Annotated in this window: 20 protein-coding genes; 4 read left to right on the forward strand and 16 right to left on the reverse strand. The window is 49.7% G+C overall.

The window, feature by feature from the left end; all coding sequences use genetic code 11:
- Position 1: 1 nt before the first annotated feature.
- The 7 genes from J7E85_RS06070 to J7E85_RS06100 form a co-directional block, all read right to left on the reverse strand.
- Entirely contained in the window at positions 2-826 is an 825-nt protein-coding gene (locus J7E85_RS06070) for a purine-nucleoside phosphorylase (protein ID WP_076320916.1), read from the reverse strand.
- Positions 827-882: 56 nt separating this feature from the next.
- Positions 883-1,773 carry a site-specific tyrosine recombinase gene (locus J7E85_RS06075; RefSeq protein ID WP_215155985.1) on the reverse strand — a complete coding sequence of 297 codons (891 nt, stop codon included), beginning with the start codon at positions 1,771-1,773 and terminating at the stop codon, positions 883-885.
- A 42-nt stretch (positions 1,774-1,815) separates the two neighbouring features.
- Positions 1,816-2,049, reverse strand: a complete 234-nt coding sequence (locus J7E85_RS06080) for a YqzK family protein (protein ID WP_098742979.1) — start codon at positions 2,047-2,049, stop codon at positions 1,816-1,818.
- Positions 2,050-2,387: 338 nt separating this feature from the next.
- The gene (gene fur, locus J7E85_RS06085) at positions 2,388-2,852 is read right to left on the reverse strand and encodes a ferric iron uptake transcriptional regulator (RefSeq protein WP_006209405.1); all 465 of its coding nucleotides are present in this window, start codon (positions 2,850-2,852) and stop codon (positions 2,388-2,390) included.
- Positions 2,853-2,961: 109 nt separating this feature from the next.
- Positions 2,962-3,585 carry a stage II sporulation protein M gene (spoIIM, locus tag J7E85_RS06090; protein ID WP_076320913.1) on the reverse strand — a complete coding sequence of 208 codons (624 nt, stop codon included), beginning with the start codon at positions 3,583-3,585 and terminating at the stop codon, positions 2,962-2,964.
- A gap of 86 nt (positions 3,586-3,671) precedes the next feature.
- Positions 3,672-4,889, reverse strand: a complete 1,218-nt coding sequence (locus J7E85_RS06095; RefSeq protein ID WP_215155987.1) for an endonuclease Q family protein — start codon at positions 4,887-4,889, stop codon at positions 3,672-3,674.
- A gap of 1 nt (position 4,890) precedes the next feature.
- Complete coding sequence (locus J7E85_RS06100) at positions 4,891-5,472, reverse strand: NUDIX domain-containing protein (RefSeq protein ID WP_213645160.1); 582 nt, start codon at positions 5,470-5,472, stop codon at positions 4,891-4,893.
- Between the two features lie 93 nt (positions 5,473-5,565).
- Between J7E85_RS06100 and mciZ the strand changes: the two genes are divergently transcribed.
- Complete coding sequence (gene mciZ, locus J7E85_RS06105; RefSeq protein ID WP_215155989.1) at positions 5,566-5,724, forward strand: Z-ring formation inhibitor MciZ; 159 nt, start codon at positions 5,566-5,568, stop codon at positions 5,722-5,724.
- A gap of 103 nt (positions 5,725-5,827) precedes the next feature.
- Positions 5,828-7,039: a tetratricopeptide repeat protein gene (locus J7E85_RS06110; RefSeq protein WP_215155991.1), complete on the forward strand. Its 1,212-nt coding sequence runs from the start codon at positions 5,828-5,830 to the stop codon at positions 7,037-7,039.
- 79 nt (positions 7,040-7,118) lie between these two features.
- Here the strand turns inward: J7E85_RS06110 and J7E85_RS06115 are convergent, their stop codons facing one another.
- Positions 7,119-8,249 carry a tripeptidase T gene (locus tag J7E85_RS06115; RefSeq protein WP_215155993.1) on the reverse strand — a complete coding sequence of 377 codons (1,131 nt, stop codon included), beginning with the start codon at positions 8,247-8,249 and terminating at the stop codon, positions 7,119-7,121.
- Positions 8,250-8,362: 113 nt separating this feature from the next.
- Here J7E85_RS06115 and prli42 point away from each other — a divergent pair, with 113 nt between their 5' ends.
- Entirely contained in the window at positions 8,363-8,464 is a 102-nt protein-coding gene (gene prli42 / locus J7E85_RS06120) for a stressosome-associated protein Prli42 (protein ID WP_098742973.1), read from the forward strand.
- A 26-nt stretch (positions 8,465-8,490) separates the two neighbouring features.
- Here the strand turns inward: prli42 and lipB are convergent, their stop codons facing one another.
- The 5 genes from lipB to lpdA form a co-directional block, all read right to left on the reverse strand.
- On the reverse strand, positions 8,491-9,171 hold the full coding sequence (gene lipB / locus J7E85_RS06125) for a lipoyl(octanoyl) transferase LipB (protein ID WP_215156001.1): 681 nt from the start codon (positions 9,169-9,171) through the stop codon (positions 8,491-8,493).
- 121 nt (positions 9,172-9,292) lie between these two features.
- On the reverse strand, positions 9,293-10,699 hold the full coding sequence (locus J7E85_RS06130; RefSeq protein WP_215156003.1) for a dihydrolipoamide acetyltransferase family protein: 1,407 nt from the start codon (positions 10,697-10,699) through the stop codon (positions 9,293-9,295).
- Positions 10,700-10,716: 17 nt separating this feature from the next.
- Positions 10,717-11,703 (reverse strand): alpha-ketoacid dehydrogenase subunit beta, encoded by a 987-nt coding sequence (locus J7E85_RS06135; RefSeq protein ID WP_215156005.1) that lies wholly within the window; start codon positions 11,701-11,703, stop codon positions 10,717-10,719.
- 3 nt (positions 11,704-11,706) lie between these two features.
- Positions 11,707-12,735 (reverse strand): thiamine pyrophosphate-dependent dehydrogenase E1 component subunit alpha, encoded by a 1,029-nt coding sequence (locus tag J7E85_RS06140; protein WP_076320904.1) that lies wholly within the window; start codon positions 12,733-12,735, stop codon positions 11,707-11,709.
- A gap of 179 nt (positions 12,736-12,914) precedes the next feature.
- Complete coding sequence (lpdA, locus tag J7E85_RS06145) at positions 12,915-14,336, reverse strand: dihydrolipoyl dehydrogenase (protein ID WP_215156007.1); 1,422 nt, start codon at positions 14,334-14,336, stop codon at positions 12,915-12,917.
- A 157-nt stretch (positions 14,337-14,493) separates the two neighbouring features.
- On the opposite strand from lpdA, the gene J7E85_RS06150 reads away from it, so the two are divergent.
- A complete protein-coding gene (locus J7E85_RS06150; RefSeq protein ID WP_215156009.1) occupies positions 14,494-14,799 on the forward strand; it encodes a DUF2627 domain-containing protein in 306 nt (101 codons plus the stop codon).
- Positions 14,800-14,972: 173 nt separating this feature from the next.
- Here the strand turns inward: J7E85_RS06150 and J7E85_RS06155 are convergent, their stop codons facing one another.
- The 3 genes from J7E85_RS06155 to J7E85_RS06165 all read right to left on the reverse strand — a co-directional run bounded on the left by J7E85_RS06155 (position 14,973) and on the right by J7E85_RS06165 (position 17,358).
- Positions 14,973-15,185 carry a hypothetical protein gene (locus J7E85_RS06155; RefSeq protein ID WP_215156011.1) on the reverse strand — a complete coding sequence of 71 codons (213 nt, stop codon included), beginning with the start codon at positions 15,183-15,185 and terminating at the stop codon, positions 14,973-14,975.
- Between the two features lie 67 nt (positions 15,186-15,252).
- Positions 15,253-16,140: an NAD-dependent epimerase/dehydratase family protein gene (locus J7E85_RS06160; protein WP_215156013.1), complete on the reverse strand. Its 888-nt coding sequence runs from the start codon at positions 16,138-16,140 to the stop codon at positions 15,253-15,255.
- Between the two features lie 243 nt (positions 16,141-16,383).
- Entirely contained in the window at positions 16,384-17,358 is a 975-nt protein-coding gene (locus tag J7E85_RS06165; protein WP_215156014.1) for a glycoside hydrolase family 43 protein, read from the reverse strand.
- Between the last annotated feature and the right edge of the window lie 14 nt (positions 17,359-17,372).

A 17,372-nucleotide genomic window follows, 5' to 3' on the forward strand; every position in this document is an offset into this window, starting at 1 on the left:
GTTACATTTTTGGGATAATGGCCATGACAAGCGCAAGGAATTTCTCCCGGACCTTCTCCGCTGTCTCCATAACCTCGTCATGGGATAGCGGTTGATCCAATATGCCGGCTGCCATGTTGCTGATGCAAGAGATGCCCAGCACTTCAAGACCGGCATGTCTGGCCACAATGACCTCAGACACGGTGGACATACCAACCGCATCCGCACCGAGCGTACGCAGCATGACGATCTCGGCAGGTGTTTCATAGGTTGGTCCGAGCAAACCTGCATAGACTCCTTCTCTCAGCGCAACCCCTTGACCCACGGCAACTTCTTTTGCCAATTGGCGAAGCTGACGGCTGTAAGCCTGGGACATATCCGGGAATCGCACGCCCAGATCCGGATCATTCGGCCCGATTAACGGGTTGGTGCCTGTCATGTTCAGATGATCGGAGATCAGCATGAGGTCACCCGGCTCGAAGGACGTGTTGATACCGCCGGCCGCATTGGTAACCAGCAGACTCTTCACACCGAGCTCTTTCATGACGCGCACCGGGAAAGCAGTCACTTCCGGACCATAGCCTTCGTACATATGGAACCGGCCCTTCATCAGAACGACAGGTCGATTGTGAATGGTGCCCAGCAGCAATTCTCCTTCATGGCCTTCTACAGTCGATACAGGAAAATGAGGAATGTCCGTGTACGGGATCGAGACCGGATTCTCAATCAATTCCGCCAGCACGCCGAGTCCTGAACCCAAAATCAGGCCGACCTCGGGCTCGACACCCTTCTGCCCGCGTATGTATGCCGCTGCTTCCTTAATGCTTTGCTGATGAATTGAACTCATGTTCATACCTCTCCTAACTGAGAATAAGTTGTAGATCCTAGTAGAGTAGGTCCCGACTAAGATCTCGGGTGATAATGATCGTATACTTCCTTCATGCTTTTCTTGGTGGATTGATACATGCCGGTGGTGGATAATGCCGAGTGACCCAGCATCTCCTGAACCGAACGTAAGTCGGCACCGTTCTGCAGCAAATGAATGGCAAACGAATGACGAAGGGTATGCGGTGTGATCTCCTCATCGATTTCGGCCAGCTTGCCATACTTTTTAATAATTTTCCAAAATCCCTGCCGTGTCAAGCGCGTACCGAGTGAATTCAGGAATAATGCATCCGCATCCGCATCAGCATCTCGAATCAGCTTGTCCCGCATATCTTGCATATAAAAAGCCACACTCTCGGCTGCGATCTGAGTAATCGGAAGAATTCGCTCCTTCCCTCCGGAAACGGCACAGCGCAGGAAGCGCATCTCCATGTTGATGTCATGCGTGCTCAAGTTCACCAGTTCCGATACCTTGATGCCTGAAGCATACAGCAGCTCCAGCATCGCTTTGTCCCGGGCCCCCTGAGGGGTTCCGGAATCCGGGGCCGACAGCAGCTTGTCCACCTGCTCAACGGATAGCGACTTGGGCGGCTTACGTTCCGGCTTCGGATTCTCCAGCAGTTGGGTCGGATCTTGTCCTATAACGGCTTGACGAACCAAATATTGAAAAAAGGAACGCAAGGACGCCGTGCAGCGAAGCAGACTCGATGCCGCCTTGCCCTGCTGCCTCAGTCTTCCCATGTATAATCCAAGCATGGTTCGTGTTACTTCCTGCGGATGGATAACGTCTCTATCCGCGGCAAAAGCCATGAATCCTTGTAAGTCGGCCCGGTACGATTCAATCGTACTTCGGGACAGTCCCTTCACGTCTTCCAGATAGGTTACATATTCGTCCAGATATTGTTTCATAATCTTTTTGCTCCTATTCCCGTGTGCCCTTTACAAGCACGATCACTCCCCATACCAGTAGTACAATCGCAGACGTTCCGCCGGCGAATATCGGGAGTCCATGGTGCTTTCGGGCTGAAAAGCCTTAACCGCTTGACCGGAAGGTGCACGATAAGGATCCATTGGGGTCAGCCAATCTCCCACCCATCCCAGCACGAAGTAAAAAAACATCGTCAGAACGGCAAACATCGTAATAAATCGGATCAGTGAGCCTATTTTTCGGATCGATATAATCACTGGCAGCGCCTCTCTTTCATCTTTGCAATGATCACCAAATGAAAGTGGATATTACAGGTATCACTTCACGTAAAGCCTATGATACAAGCTGCAGGATTATGACGGATTTCACTGATCGTTCTTTAGTCATTAGACTTGACCGTTATTGGGATAGAATAAAAAAAACGTCTTCTCGACGTACGTTGATGATGTAGAAAGCTAGATTGTTCTTGCGTGAACGGTACGGATTCGTGCATGTTCCATCTATATTAGGTTACCATCTAAAAAACCCTCCCGGCTTACCGCCGTAGAGGGCTTGCCGCGATGGTCATCACTGCGGTTTGTTGCATGATATAAATTTATGATTTGTCCTGGTCATTCTTGCCCTTCTCTTTGCAACGGTAGCATATACCATGGAAATCAAGCCGATGGTCATGAACGGTAAAGTTGAACTCTCGCTCTAACCGCTCTTCCAATGGACCGAGCCAATCCTCGCGTATCTCATCCATGCTTCCACATTGAGTACATATCAAATGATGATGGTGATGCTTCGAAGTATCCGTCCGCAAGTCATAACGGGCGACACCATCGCCAAAATTTATCTTCTCGACAACATGAAGCTCACTGAGCAGCTCTAGGGTACGGTACACGGTTGCCAGACCGATCTCCGGAGCCTTCTCTTTCACGAGCATAAATACATCCTCTGCGCTAAGGTGGTCGTCTTCATTTTCCAACAATACGCTTACCGTGGCTTCCCGTTGGGGCGTTAATTTGTATCCTTGGGATTGTAGCTGCTGCTTAATTTTGTCGATCCGCGCTTCCATCGTTTCCCTCCCCCTTGGAAATCACTGCACGTTATTGTTCACTTCCTTCATTATAGGGGGATTTGACAAACAAAGTCAAACGGTTTTGCTTTATGGAAAAATTCGCGGATTATAGCAACATTGGCGTGACCCAGCGCATCATGGCCGGGGTTACCCAGGTTTCAAATGAAGCGACTCCGAGCGTTAACAGGACCATGAAAAAGGTCAGCATCGCATACGAAGCAAAGGGCTTTACCATGCTCCCGCCCCGATTCATAATAAATCGGTCCCTGATGATGTATAGAGAGAAGGTTATCGCCGCTACACTGCACATCATGAGCACGGGGATGATGAGCAAATTTTGCGGCGCAATCGACACCAGGGCGAACAGCAGGCCTTTCCAAGAATACTGTCCGACCAAGTAACCGACCGTAAACCCAATAAGCACTCCTTTTAAGAAGTCCAATATCAATATTCCCGGAAGCCCGATGACGGACAATCCCAGAATCCATATCAAACCAATCCATTTCAGATGAAGGGCTGCGATGCTCCAGTAAGAAGACTGACTCATGGTTTCTCCACCATCCTGCACGTTTACAAAAAAGTGGTTTAAATATCGGGCCATTTCTTGCTGCTGCTCCAATGAAAGTGCATTGACCATTAACGCTCCAAACAGCACCCCAACTAAAAACAAGACGCCAACGAATACATAGAGCATGGTCTGATCCTTAAAGGCTTGGCGGAATGATTGCATAGAATAGAGTCTCCTTTCTGTGTCTCTACTCTACTCTATGACCATCACCCTCCTTGTATGACCTGCGATTGAAAGAGTTGATTGATTTACCGGAGAACCTTTCCGTAAGAGCCTCCGCCGCCATCCGATAAGGACAATGTACCGTTTCGGGCCATCACAATGCTTGCAGCAAGCCCCTCTCCGGCAACAGCGGCAAGCTCCGCTTCCGTAGCCTGGTGAAGGATTTTCATTTCGGTACCGAAAGCCCCCAGCAGCTTCGCCATCGCCGATTTGCCCAGGCCCGGAATGAACTCTAGCGGAACCTGATAGTGATATGCCGGTCGGCTTTCCGGTACAACGGGCTCTTTGCGGTCCGCGATGTTCAGAATCCGATCAAACACGCCCTGTACCAGCTTGGTACTGCCGCAGAATGGACATCGCACCAATTCATGTATATCGCTGCCCTCCTCCAGTATGCTGTCGCAGCCGCTGCAGTAAGAACGATGGTATTTTCCAAGTCTGGGATTCAGCCCGTAGTTCGCGCTGATTCTTCTGCCGTTTCTTGTTCCAAGCGCCTGGCGAAATTCTGCAAATGAAGGCTTTGCCATATCGATTCGGTTGTATTCCCTGCCGATTTTCCCAAGCGAATGCGCATCCGAATTGGTCAGAAAGGAGTAGGCGTCCAGTTCGCTTATCCGCCCTGCCATCGAGGAGTCGGCACTGAGCCCAAGCTCTATACCCGCAATACCGTTCAGGTCCAGCACTTCGCTCATTCGATCCGCCATGTTGCCGTACAGTCCTTTATGAGGCGTAAAGACATGGGCGGGTATCAACAGCCCGCCGCGGTCTAGTATCTCCTGCTGCAGCTCACGGGGGCTGACATAGATACGCTGCGAACTAAGCTGCACGTTCTTCATATATTTTGCCATCCAGGCAGTGAACTCCTGAATGGTGTTCAGGTCAGGGAAATAGGCCAGTACATGGGCTGCACCACGGCCGCTTTCGCGAATTTCAATCTCGCTTCCAAGCAGGATCACCGTATCCTGATACGCGATTCCGCCCCCATCTATCTCCTGCATGACGCCGCTGTCCAAACATTGGAGAATATCGTGCTGTACCGAAGGAGAATGGCAATCGATGATGCCAATCATTTGAATGCCTTTCCGCTCCGAGGCCTCCACGGCTATATTTTCAAAGGTCAAATTGTTACTTGCGCTAATTTTCACAGCTTGTCCGCTGCTTGTGCGCCCTATGTGAATATGCATGTCGCAATAATAGGACTGAAGCTTCTGCTCGGTTGACATGTTCTTTTCAGGCTGCAGCATATCAGATCTTTCCTGTCAGGCTATACATATTCCAAGCATAAACGGCGAGAATAGTCTTCGCATCGCTGATTCTCTCTTCTTGGATGAGCGAATACGCCTCTTCCAGCGAGATTTCCATCATCTCTATAAATTCATCCTCGTCCGGGTTCATGTCACCGCTGACCAGATCCTCTGCCAAATATAAGTGAATAATCTCATCCGCAAACCCCGGGGATGTATAAAAGGAGTGCAGCTTACGAATGGAACCGCAAGTATAACCTGTTTCTTCCTGTAGTTCGCGCTTCGCGGCTTCCAGCGGATCTTCTCCCCGCTCCAGCTTGCCTGCAGGGATTTCAACCTCACAGCGCCCAAGCGGCTGTCGAAATTGATTTACGGCCAACATTTTGTCGCCTTTTAAGGCGAGCACTGCTACTGCACCAGGATGTCTGACAACTTCACGTTTCGCGGTCTGCCCATTTGGCAGCTTCACCGTATCGACCTGCAGTGAAATAATCTTCCCTTCAAAAATCGATTGGGTAGATAGTGTGGTTTCTTCCAGCAATTTATCCGAGGCTTCTCGGTTCTTACTGCCGATATCGCTCACAAAATGACCTCCTCTGTTTAAAAACGGCATGACTGACCATGCGATTGCATAAGGTGTATTATATCAAAATTTCCAAGAAAGAAGGAACTGCCCATGAAAAGCTACAAAGGGGATCATTCAATACATATGGTAGGACAGGCCTGGCAGATACGGATCATGCTGAAACAGTGGCAACAGCAATGGGGCCCGGAAACGAAGATTATGGATATTATTTCTAACTCTTCTAAAAATATTTGCGAAAACAGGATGTGAAATTAGGTCTTTAGACTTGTTTTTCGACTTTTTTCTATTTTTTTCGAATATGGACCATGACCTTTACACCTATACGGGTGTTATATCATTGGGAGGCTTCGACATGCGACATATACCTATTATTGAAACCGAACCAATTACTAATCCACCTTCAACTGAATATGAGCGCGGAAAATGGTACAAAAGACGCGGGTATCTTGAGAAGGCGCTAAGGAGCTTCAAGGAAGCTGCACAATCCGCTCCAACCGACAAGACGAGCTCGGGATGGAAGGAAGTTGATCTAAGCTGGCTCGAATACGGGTTATTGAGCATGCGGATGCGCTCCTTCGGCAAATCGGAGGAAGCTTTCAGAACCGTCGTACAGCATTCCGGTACCTACGTCCAAGAGGCGCTGAATCAATGGGCCGCACTCTTGCACATGCAGGGGATTTCGGATCAAACGATTGGTGAACGCCTCCTAGACGAAACGCGGAACTTTCCATCTTCCAATATCATGGTTGGCAGGTCACTATTCTACATAGGAGCTTATACATATGCTGCCCATTGTTTTGCAAAACAGGGGAGTTTATATCCAGATACCTGCATTCAATATGTGACTTGCTTGATCATGACGGGTCAAGTATTGGAAGCCTTGCCGTTCATCGACAGCTACCTTCGCGATTTGACACACCACCTGCGCGAATTGCCTCGACCAAGAACATTTGAAGGGGCTCAGTTGGCCAGAATCAGGCAGCTCTGCGAGTGGAACATAAAGAATTCAATTCCTGACCGATTTATCGTCATGTCGGAAACTTTAGAATTAGCACGCGCTGCTGTATCACTAAATATGATTTCCATAGCCGAACATCTGCTAACCAATAGCGGCGACCATGCTTATTATGCTCTGATCTGTTTTCTTTATGATGAAGGCCACAGAGGTCTCGCGATTTCAAAATTAAACCAATTGGAAGCGCTGCCGCTTCAAGAGCAAGACAGCCACAGTCTGAAAGTATGCTTTATAGCCGCGGAGAATTTATATGATCAAGGGAGATATGATGAGGCTGCATCTCTGCTCGAGCAGCTTAGACTGGCTTACCCCGGGCGTACAGAGATACGATTCGGCGAAGCCGCTTGTTATTTACAGTCAGCCTTGATCTCCCTCTCTGCCCGCCTTGAGGAGCAATATGCCTCAGCAACGGCGAGGAAAGAGATCGAACAATACCTGGACAACATCAATGCCGCATTGCATGTGGTCGAGAACACAAACTGGCATACCTCCTGGTCGCCTGCCCAAAAAAGACGGGAGAACCACTCGCCCTTGTCATCCTTGAATTAATAAACAAATCTAAAAGCCCGCAGCGGATGTAGAACGTCCGCTGCGGGCTTTATGCATTTTCATATGATCTAATGATCGACTAAGCCTTAGCCGTTTCCTGGATGATCCCCACCACGATCTGCGCAGCCTTGATCAAATCAGAAGCTTGAATACGCTCTTTCGTGGTGTGAATGTCTTGATATCCAATTGCCAAATTGACGGTTGGAATTCCAAGGCCGTTAAAAATGTTGGCGTCACTACCGCCTCCGGACCGGAACGTGCGGGTTGGCAAGCCCAAGCCGCCGATGGCCCGCTGCGCAAGCTGAACAACCTCATCATGTTCGTTAAAACTGAAGGCAGGGTATACGATTTCGCTAATAAACTCACAATTGGCGTTGTACTCACGAACGGTGGTTTCGAGCGCCTCACGCATATCGTTCACTTGCTTATCTACTTTCTCTTGAACGATACTGCGTGCTTCAGCATCAATCTGAACATGGTCACAGACGATGTTGGTTGCGCCCCCGCCCTGGAACTTGCCGATATTTGCCGTGGTTTCTTTGTCGATGCGTCCCAACTTCATTTTGGCTATCGCTTTAGAAGCGACCTGGATGGCACTGATGCCATCCTCCGGATTCACACCGGCATGAGCTGACTTGCCTTTGATAATCATTTTGATTTTCGCTTGGGTCGGTGCGGCGACTGCGATAGATCCTAATTCACCATTGGAATCCAGGGCAAAACCGAGATCCGCATCCAAAACATCAGGGTCAAGCGCCCGAGCTCCCACCAGACCCGACTCCTCACCTACTGTAATGACAAATTGGACTTGTCCATGAGGGATGTTATTTTCCTGGATGACCCGAATACCTTCCAGCAATGCCGCGACGCCCGCTTTGTCATCCGCACCAAGGATGGTCGTTCCGTCACTTCGAATCCAGCCGTCATCACCTAGCGTCGGCTTAATGCCTTTACCCGGCGTTACGGTATCCATATGGCAGGTAAATAGCAGCTTAGGCGCTTGCTGGGCCGCCTCGTCCGCTTTCCAGGTAATAATCAGGTTCCCTGCTCCGTGTCCTGTCTTTTCTTTGGCATCATCTTCAATGACATCAAAACCAAGACTGGAAAATTTATGTTTGAGAACGTTGGAGATCTCCTCTTCATGCTTGGTTTCGCTATCGACCTGAACCAATTCCATAAACTCTTGGATGATACGCTCTTCTGAGATCACTGGACTTCCCTCTCTTTCGCAGATACGATACAATGTCTTTATATCTATATCTCAACTAAATGATGCTGCTGCATGTATGTTCATCATTAAACCTATTTCAAAGGAGTTACACAATGCAACGTAAAAAGTGGTTTCGAATTGTTATCTATCTCATGCTGATTGCCATGGTCGGATCAACACTGCTGGTTATCCTTGAGCCATTGTTCTTTCGCTGATCCCCTGCATTTACGAGCGCCTGAAGTTACAACCAACGAGCCTCATATGGAAATACCCGGGTGAAGAAAGGCACGATCTCCCGGGCTACTTCCTCTACATCAAAAACCCGCCCCGTGCAGTCCTCCAATGAAGTTACACCGTATTCCTGTATACCGCAAGGAATGATGCCTGCAAATCCCGCGTCTGCGATTCCGGATTTAATATTAAACGCAAACCCATGGCTCGTCACAAATCCGCGATGCTGGCGACCTTTATTGAATTTAACGCCGATGGCGCAAATTTTCAAATCCCCTACCCATACCCCGGTGTACTCGGGTTTGCGGCCGGCTTCGATGTTGTATGATGCCAGGTAATCGATGATGACCTGCTCCACATCGCGCAGAAATCCGTGCAGATTCAAATTTTTGCCGCCATCCAGCAGTAACAGCGGATACCCGACAAGCTGCCCTGGACCATGATATGTAATGTCTCCGCCACGATCGATTTCAAACAGGCCGATGCCCTGTTTTTCCAATTCCTCTTTACTTAGGAGCAAGTGCTCCGGATGACGCTGTGACCCCATGGTATAGGTCGGAGGATGTTGGAGGAGCATCAATCGCTCGTGCTGCTCTCCCTGATCGATGGCGGAAACATGTTTTTTCTGAAGCTCCCAAGCCATGCCATAATCTACAATCGGCGTGTACGATACATCTAACGGTTTATTCATGTGCTAACGCCTTCTTTCATAGGGTTCCCACTAACCAATGAATGTCCTGCGATTGACTTCGGTATGAATGACGTCTGCGAACCTTCTTCCGAAGAATCAGGTCCGCAGATCATAGACGAAATTAATAAAGCTTCGTATCCAGGGTATAACCTTCCAGGTTATCTTTAACCCGCTGCAGGAATCTTCCGCAGATTACCCCATCCAAAATCCGATGGTCCAGAGATAAACACAGATTCGCCATCGAACGGACAGCGATCATGTCATTGATGACCACCGGCTTTTTGACAATCGATTCAAACGTCAGAATCGCAGCCTGCGGATAGTTGATGATCGGATAGGACAGAATCGAACCGAAGGATCCCGTATTGTTCACCGTAAAGGTACCGCCCTGCATGTCGTCTAGTTTCAGCTTGCCTTCACGGGTCTTCCGTGCAAGCTCCTCGATCTCTCTTGCCAAGCCGGCAATATTCTTCTGATCGGCACGGTGGATGACCGGCGTCAGCACGGAATCCTCTGTTCCGACAGCCAGGGACAGATTGATATCGCGCTTCACCACGATTTTATCCACGGCCCAGAACGAATTCATGATCGGATAATCTTTAATTGCGTTCACAACGGCTTTCAGCAAAAAGGCCAGGTAGGTCAGATTAACGCCTTCCTTGCGCTTGAACTCATCCTTCAACTGATTACGCAGCAGCACGATGTTGGTCACATCGACCTCAATCATCGTCCATGCATGCGGAATTTCCGTAACGCTCTGACGCATGTTTCTGGCAATGGCATTACGCATCGGGGTAACATCAATAAAGTATTCCGATCTTCCGCCTTCCATTCCTTCCACTTCGATGGTCGGAATTTTCGGTGATTCCGTCAAATGCAGCCCGGAATGACGCACATTCGGAATGGCTGTGCCGAGAGGAGGCGACGGTTCCGCAGTCGTTTGATGCTGCAGCCCTTGAAACGGCGAATTTCCGCTCGGCTGTACCGCTTCCTTCGGCGCTTGGGCGCTCTGGGCAGGTGCTGCTCCGGCAGGAGTGCCTTGGCCTTGGCCTGCCCCTCCCTTTTCAATATAAGCCAGTACGTCCTTACGGGTGATTCTGCCGCCCATGCCTGATCCCTGTACTTGCGAAAGGTCAATCTGATGCTCGGCTGCCAGCGTCTGCACAGCAGGCGAATACCGGAAACGCATCGAACCCTCTTCGCTGCCGCTTCCCTGATGCTGACTCACGGGAGCACTTGCAGCCGCCTGTGGCGAAGGGTCTGCACCTTGACCGGAAGCCACAGAGATCCGGCAAATGATCTCGCCAACATTGACGGTCTGGCCCTCCTGGGCAAGAATCTCTCCCATGACGCCATCCAAGGTGGATGGAATCTCGGCATTGACTTTGTCGGTAATGACTTCACAGATCGGTTCGTACTGCTCGATGGCATCCCCCGGCTTCTTCAGCCACTTGGCAATGGTCGCCGAAACAAGGGATTCCGCCAGCTGAGGCATCGTAACATCGGTCAATTTCTGATTTTCGGACATGCTCACACTCCCTGTTCTTAATAAAGCGCCAATTGACGCATGGATTCTTTGACTTTGTCCTTGTTAAGCATGAAGAATTTCTCCATCGGTGGACTGATTGGCATAGCCGGTACATCCGGACCGCACAAGCGCATGATCGGGGCATCCAGATCATAGAGGCAGTGCTCGGCAATAATCGCGGATACTTCCCCGCCGACGCCGCCGGTTTTATTATCTTCATGAACGATCAGCACTTTACCCGTTGCACGGGCCGCTTCAATAATCGATTCCCGGTCAAGCGGCTGTATGGTACGCAGATCCAGTACATGCGCGCTAATGCCTTCTTCCTTCTCTAGCTCTTCAGCAGCCTGCATCACAAAGTGCAGCGGCATACTGTAGCTGATCACCGTAATATCCGATCCTTCGCGCAGCAGATTCGCCTTGCCGATCGGTACAACGTAATCATCGTCCGGTACATCGCCAGTAATCAGCTTGTAGCATTTTTTGTTCTCAAAGAACAATACCGGATCCGGGTCGCGTATCGCGGCTTTCAGCAGCCCCTTGGCATCATAGGCAGAGTACGGCGCAACGATTTTTAGTCCCGGTGTTCCGAAGAACACCGATTCCGGGCACTGCGAATGGTACAACCCCCCGAATATTCCGCCGCCAATCGGTGCACGAATGACGACAGGACAACTCCAATCGTTATTGGAACGATAGCGGATTTTCGCTGCTTCGCTAATAATCTGATTGGTTGCCGGGAACATAAAGTCCGAATATTGCATCTCGGCAATCGGCTTCATGCCATACATAGCTGCGCCGATAGCCACACCGGCAATCGCGGACTCCGCGAGCGGGGTATCGAGCACCCTCATTTCGCCGAACTGATCCATCAAACCCTTGGTGGTTGTAAATACGCCGCCTTTGACGCCTACATCCTCGCCTAACACAAATACGGACTCGTCACGCTCCATCTCTTCCTTCATGGCCAGACGAATTGCATCGATATATTCCATTACTGCCATCCTTTACACGCTCCCTTCGTCATCGGCATATACGTGAAGAAGCGTATCTTCTGGCTTCGGAAATGGAGCCAAGTCTGCAGATTCCGTCGCTTCTTTGATCTCCAGGTTTAATTGTGCGATCAAATCCTGATCGCGTGCTTCGTCCCAGAGCCCGCAGTCGACCAAATAATTCTTAAAGCGGGCGACGCCGTCTTTCTTCCAATTCTCTTCGACCTCTTCTTTTGTCCGGTACGCCAAATCGTTATCCGATGTGGAGTGCGGAGACAAACGGTACATCATGGATTCGATCAGCGTCGGGCCTTCTCCGCGAATCGCACGTTCACGCGCTTCCTTCACGGCCGCATAAACCTCAAGCGCATCGTTGCCGTCTACTCGAATGCCCGGGAATCCATACCCCAGAGCGCGGTCGCTTACCTTCCCGCTAATCTGTTTATGAAGCGGCACCGAAATGGCATATTGGTTATTCTCGCACATGATAATGACAGGGAGCTTGTGAACGCCCGCAAAGTTGCAGCCCTCATGAAAATCCCCCTGATTGCTCGAGCCTTCGCCAAACGTAACAAACGATACAAAGTCCTTCTTCTGCATCTTCGCCGCCAGCGCGATACCCACTGCATGCGGAAGCTGTGTTGTTACAGGGCTGGAGCCGGTCACAATTCGCAGTCGTTTACTACCAAAGTGTCCCGGCATCTGCCGTCCGCCGCTATTCGGATCTTCAGCCTTGGCAAAAGCCGACAGCATCAGTTCGCGAGGCGTCATGCCCACTGTCAATACGAATCCATAGTCGCGGTAATAGGGTAAAAAGTAATCCTTCTCCCGGTCAAGGGCAAAAGCAGCAGCAACCTGACATGCTTCCTGCCCGATACCGGATACGTGAAAATTAATTTTGCCCGCACGCTGCAGCAGCAAGTTGCGCTCATCGAATTTTCGCGCCAGCACCATATATTTGTACATGTCTAGCACTTGTCCGTCGGTCAGTCCAAGCTGCTCATGCCTATTGTTGTTTGCCGTAACCGTTTCATGTTCTTTCATGGAGATCCCTCCTTTATGTGAGCCATGACTTCAGGCTTGATCATCGGCCTCGTAACATGAGGTTAAAGGGCGTGTTTGATCAAGTATTAAAACCTGGTACTAAGACTTGGCTTAATGTTATTATAATCCCTTTCTCGGCAAAAAGAAATGAGGGATTCCACAAAAGGATGTTCAAATCCTTACAAACCGATGGCTCCTCCATCCACCGCAAGCATCGCTTCGCCGATGATTTCGGATAATGATGGATGGGCATGCACTGCCGCTCCCACTTCCCATGGAGTTGCATCCAGTACTTGTGCCAGCGCCGCTTCGCCGATCAGCTCGGTTACATGCGGTCCAATCATATGCACGCCCAGAATATCCTGCGTCTTCTGATCGGCAATGACCTTCACGAACCCCTCCTTCGTTCCGTGGATCAACGATTTGCCAATCGCCGAGAACGGGAATTTACCGATTCTGATCTCATGTCCGCGTTCTCTGGCCTGCTTCTCCGTCAGTCCGACGCTCGCTACCTCATGCCTTGTATAGATACAGCGAGGAATCCATTCACTGCGGTAGGCTTCTGTCTTCTCGCCAGCCAAATGGTTCACGGCTGCAATCCCTTCGTGGCTTGCCGCATGGGCAAGCTGAAGACCCCCGATGCAATCGCCGATCGCGTAAATATGGGGCTCCGTTGTTTGCATATGGGCATTCACCACAATGACGCCATTTGCAACCTGAACGTCGGTATTCTCAAGCCCGATATTTTCAGTATTGCCGATTCTTCCGACAGAGAGTAACAGCTTGTCCGCTGACAATGTTCTTGTATCGCCCTTTTGCTCGATCGTGACGGACACGCTTTGATTCCGAATCTCACAGCTGTCGGTTTGAAGTGATACGTTGGTGAGCACCTCTACGCCTCTGGCGGTGAGCATCTTTGTCAGCTCACGTCCAATCTCCTCGTCTTCGGCTGGCAGCAGATGGGACGAAGCTTCCACAATCGTGACCTGAACGCCAAAATCATTCAGCATCGAAGCCCATTCCACGCCGATTACGCCGCCGCCTACGATGATGATGGATGCAGGAAGCTCATCCAGCTGAAGCGCATGGTCGCTTGTTAGTATATGTATGCCGTCAGGCTCAAGCCCCGGTAAGTGACGCGGACGCGAGCCGGTCGCGATGATCAGATGAGTGGGAACCACCGTTTCCATCTCGCCATCCGGAAGCTCAACCGCTACGGCCCCGCTGCGCGGAGAGAAGATGGACGGGCCAATGACTCTCCCTTTGCCCTGCACGACGGTAATTTTATTTTTGCGCATCAAATATTGAACGCCCTGGTACAGCTTATCGACGATACCGTCTTTCCGCTTCTGCACTTTGTCAAACGATAGCCGGACCCCGTCCGTCTCGATTCCATAGCTCTCGCTATCCTTCATTTCTGAATACAGTTCGGCACTCCGAAGCAATGATTTGCTCGGAATACAGCCGCGGTGCAAGCAGGTTCCCCCCAGTTTGTCCTGCTCGATGATGACCACATTTTTACCGAGCTGGGCTGCACGGATGGCCGCAACATATCCACCGGTTCCCCCGCCAAGAATTGCTACATCACATGTTATCGCCACTAACGGCACCTCCATAATAAGTCCAATTATACCCTTTCATTGTACTCTCTTTTTTTCGGATTACAAAATCATCACCCATAATCGAAATAGACATTACCCTATGAAAAAGGTATGATAAACGGTAGTTCATTACATCAGTCGCAGGAAGGAATCTTCTATGAAAATGTTAATTTCCCGCTTTATTGCCATCTTGATTTTGGTTATCCCGGGTTTTATGGCAATGATGGGTTTCTTAATGATGAAAGATGCGGTTTTTCTATATATTTCCGTTCATGGGGATGACAGTGTGGCAAACCCCGCTTTCGGTTGGTTATCTTTTCTAGGCGGGCTGGCGCTGTTTGTCATCGGTATCGGATTCTTGGGCGGCTGGATTCTGTTCCGGGACCGCAAGCGAAATTACGTTGGACCAAGATTCAAAAAGAAGCGCCAGGCGCCGAAGTCAGGAACATCATCTAAAAACTAATTCATAAGAAAAATGTCTATCGACGTACTTCAAAGAAGACAGACCGCGGTTAGCTGTAATTTTTCTTGCGATATCAGGAAGCCCATGCTTCGTATGTTTACACTTTATGATATCTTCCAAAAAAACACCGGGGAGCCTCCCCGGTGTTTATCATATGTTCTGGACTCCGCCGTTTATTCCATCAGTGCGTCCTTCAGTTTACTCGACATTCTTGTTTCTCTGGACGTCGCTTTCAGTGCGGTTTTCCGCAGATTGAAATTTTGCTTCGTCAAAGCTTCCAGCTCTTCATACATAGCATGGATTAACGTTAGGGCTTCCGGAGATAAGTCTCCATTGGATTCTACCTTTCGAATACGCTCTTTCCATGCTTCCATCTTGTCGCTCATGCTGATCTTCCTTTCAGGGCACTTCCCTCTTATCTTTCTTCAAATGATAACAATCCTGCCACTTTCGCTAGCGAACCTTTAAATCGGCGGACAATTCCGCAATCAATTTCGGCATCCAGTCGTGCAAATCCCAGAATTTAAACCCGGCAGCTGCCGCTTTGCCATGATCCATCGTCCAATCTCCCGGAATTCCGAACGGAGACATGTGATCAGGTGCTGCTGAAGACTGCAGGGGTGCCGCGCTACCAATTTCCTGCTGAATCAAGTTCATCATTTCTCGGACCGAAATCGTTCCGCTGGAGCAAGCATTTACAGGACCTTCCAATTGCACTTGACCTGCCCATTCCAGAAACTCCGCTGCTTCCTCGGCATGCACAAACGAGATTTGTGCGTCTGGATCAGGCAATCCAATCGCTTCTCCTTGCGCTGCATGCTCAATATGAAAAAGCAGTCTTCGCGTGTAATCATCCGGTCCCAGCACAATCGGCAACCTGACAGCCGTAACGTTCAGATTATGGCGACCGAATAATACCGCCTCTGCCTGGCGTTTGCCTTCCTTATAGCTGTAGTCCCTGCTTTCGTTCGTCATAACAGGGTATCTGTAGGGATCAAACTCCTCTTCCCTCACCGGATGATCCGCAAAATCATATACCGATAACGTGGAGGTCAGCACGTATTGTCCAATTCGTCCGGCAAAGATGTCTGCAGCTTGTCCCGCTTCTTCCGGAGTATAACATATATTATCATATACGATATCAAAGTCCTGGCTTCCCACTGCCTGTTTTAAGCTTTCCGGGTCCTTCCGATCCACGGCAAGCCGCGCAACGGCACCTCCGAAAGAATCCTGGTGATGTCCACGCGTCAAAATCGTAACGGCATCGCCTTTAGCCAGCAGCCGGTTAACCAGCCTTTTTCCGAAAAAGCGGGTCCCGCCCAATACTAATATCTTTGCCATTTATAATTCCTCCTTACCAGGAAATAAGAATATGTTAATTAGAACTACGCTTAATACATCCTTAACCATCTCATAAATCGATCTGTCCTTTTTTCTCCATCCATATCGAAGACTCCTTCTTTTTTCCTACTTTATATTATGCTCCTTACCTCCTAAAATGTAAAAAACCGACCAAGCTGTTAAGCTCAGTCGGTCTGATGTTTGCAAATCCATCCGGTCTCAACCCCAATTACAAAGTCGGCATCATGGCTTGGAGACCGGTTCATGATCCGCTCTTGGCACCCCAAAATTCGGTGTTCCGTCTTCGTTCCACCCGATCACCTGTACTCGCGTATGACGGTTCGGATCATATAGTGGATCTCCCACGATCTCCTTGTAACTTCTTGCATGGTACACCAGCATGTCCTGCGAGCCGTCCTCGGAAATCGTGAAGCTGTTGTGCCCCGGCCCATATTGGCCATTGACCTCAGATGTCTTAAATACGGGTACAGACGATTTAACCCAGGAGCTCGGATTCAGCAAATCACTGTCCTCATCGGCTGTCAACAGCCCCATCGCATAGTTGTGGTCCGTGGCGCTCGCGGAATAAGTCATGAATATGCGCCCGTTGCGCTTAAGAACGGCGGCCCCTTCATTTACAAGATACCCGATCTTCTCCCAGTCATACTCGGGAATCGATATGCATACCTGTTCCCCTGTCAAGGTCCAGGGATTCTCCATCAATGAGATGTATAGATTGGAATTGCCTGGAATGCCCGGATCTTTCTGAGCCCATACATAATACCGTTTGCCTTTATGCTCAAACGTTGTTGCGTCCAAGGCGAAAGATTCCCACTTCGTGATCACTTGCCCCTTCTCTACCCATTCCCCTTCAAGCGGGTTCGCCGAAGCGTTCTCCAGTACGAACATGCGATGATCGAACAATCCGTCTCTCGTTTCTGAAGTATGGGCAGCGGCGTAATACACATACCATTTGCCATCCATATAATGAATCTCGGGTGCCCATATGTTGGCACTCATCAGGCCTGACTCATGCTTGCGCCAGATCGTAATTCCTTCGGCATCCGCAAGCCCTTGAATCGTTTGCGAGCGTCTAAGCTCAATTCGGTCGTACTCCGGCACGGAACCGGTAAAGTAATAATAACCATCGGTATGTTTATAGAGCCAGGGATCTGCCCGCTGTTCGATCAGGGGGTTTTTTATATATATTTCAGTCATGGTGACGACTCCTA

Origin of the sequence: Paenibacillus sp. ISL-20, from assembly GCF_018613005.1 — a bacterium.
Classification (GTDB): domain Bacteria; phylum Bacillota; class Bacilli; order Paenibacillales; family Paenibacillaceae; genus Paenibacillus_AQ.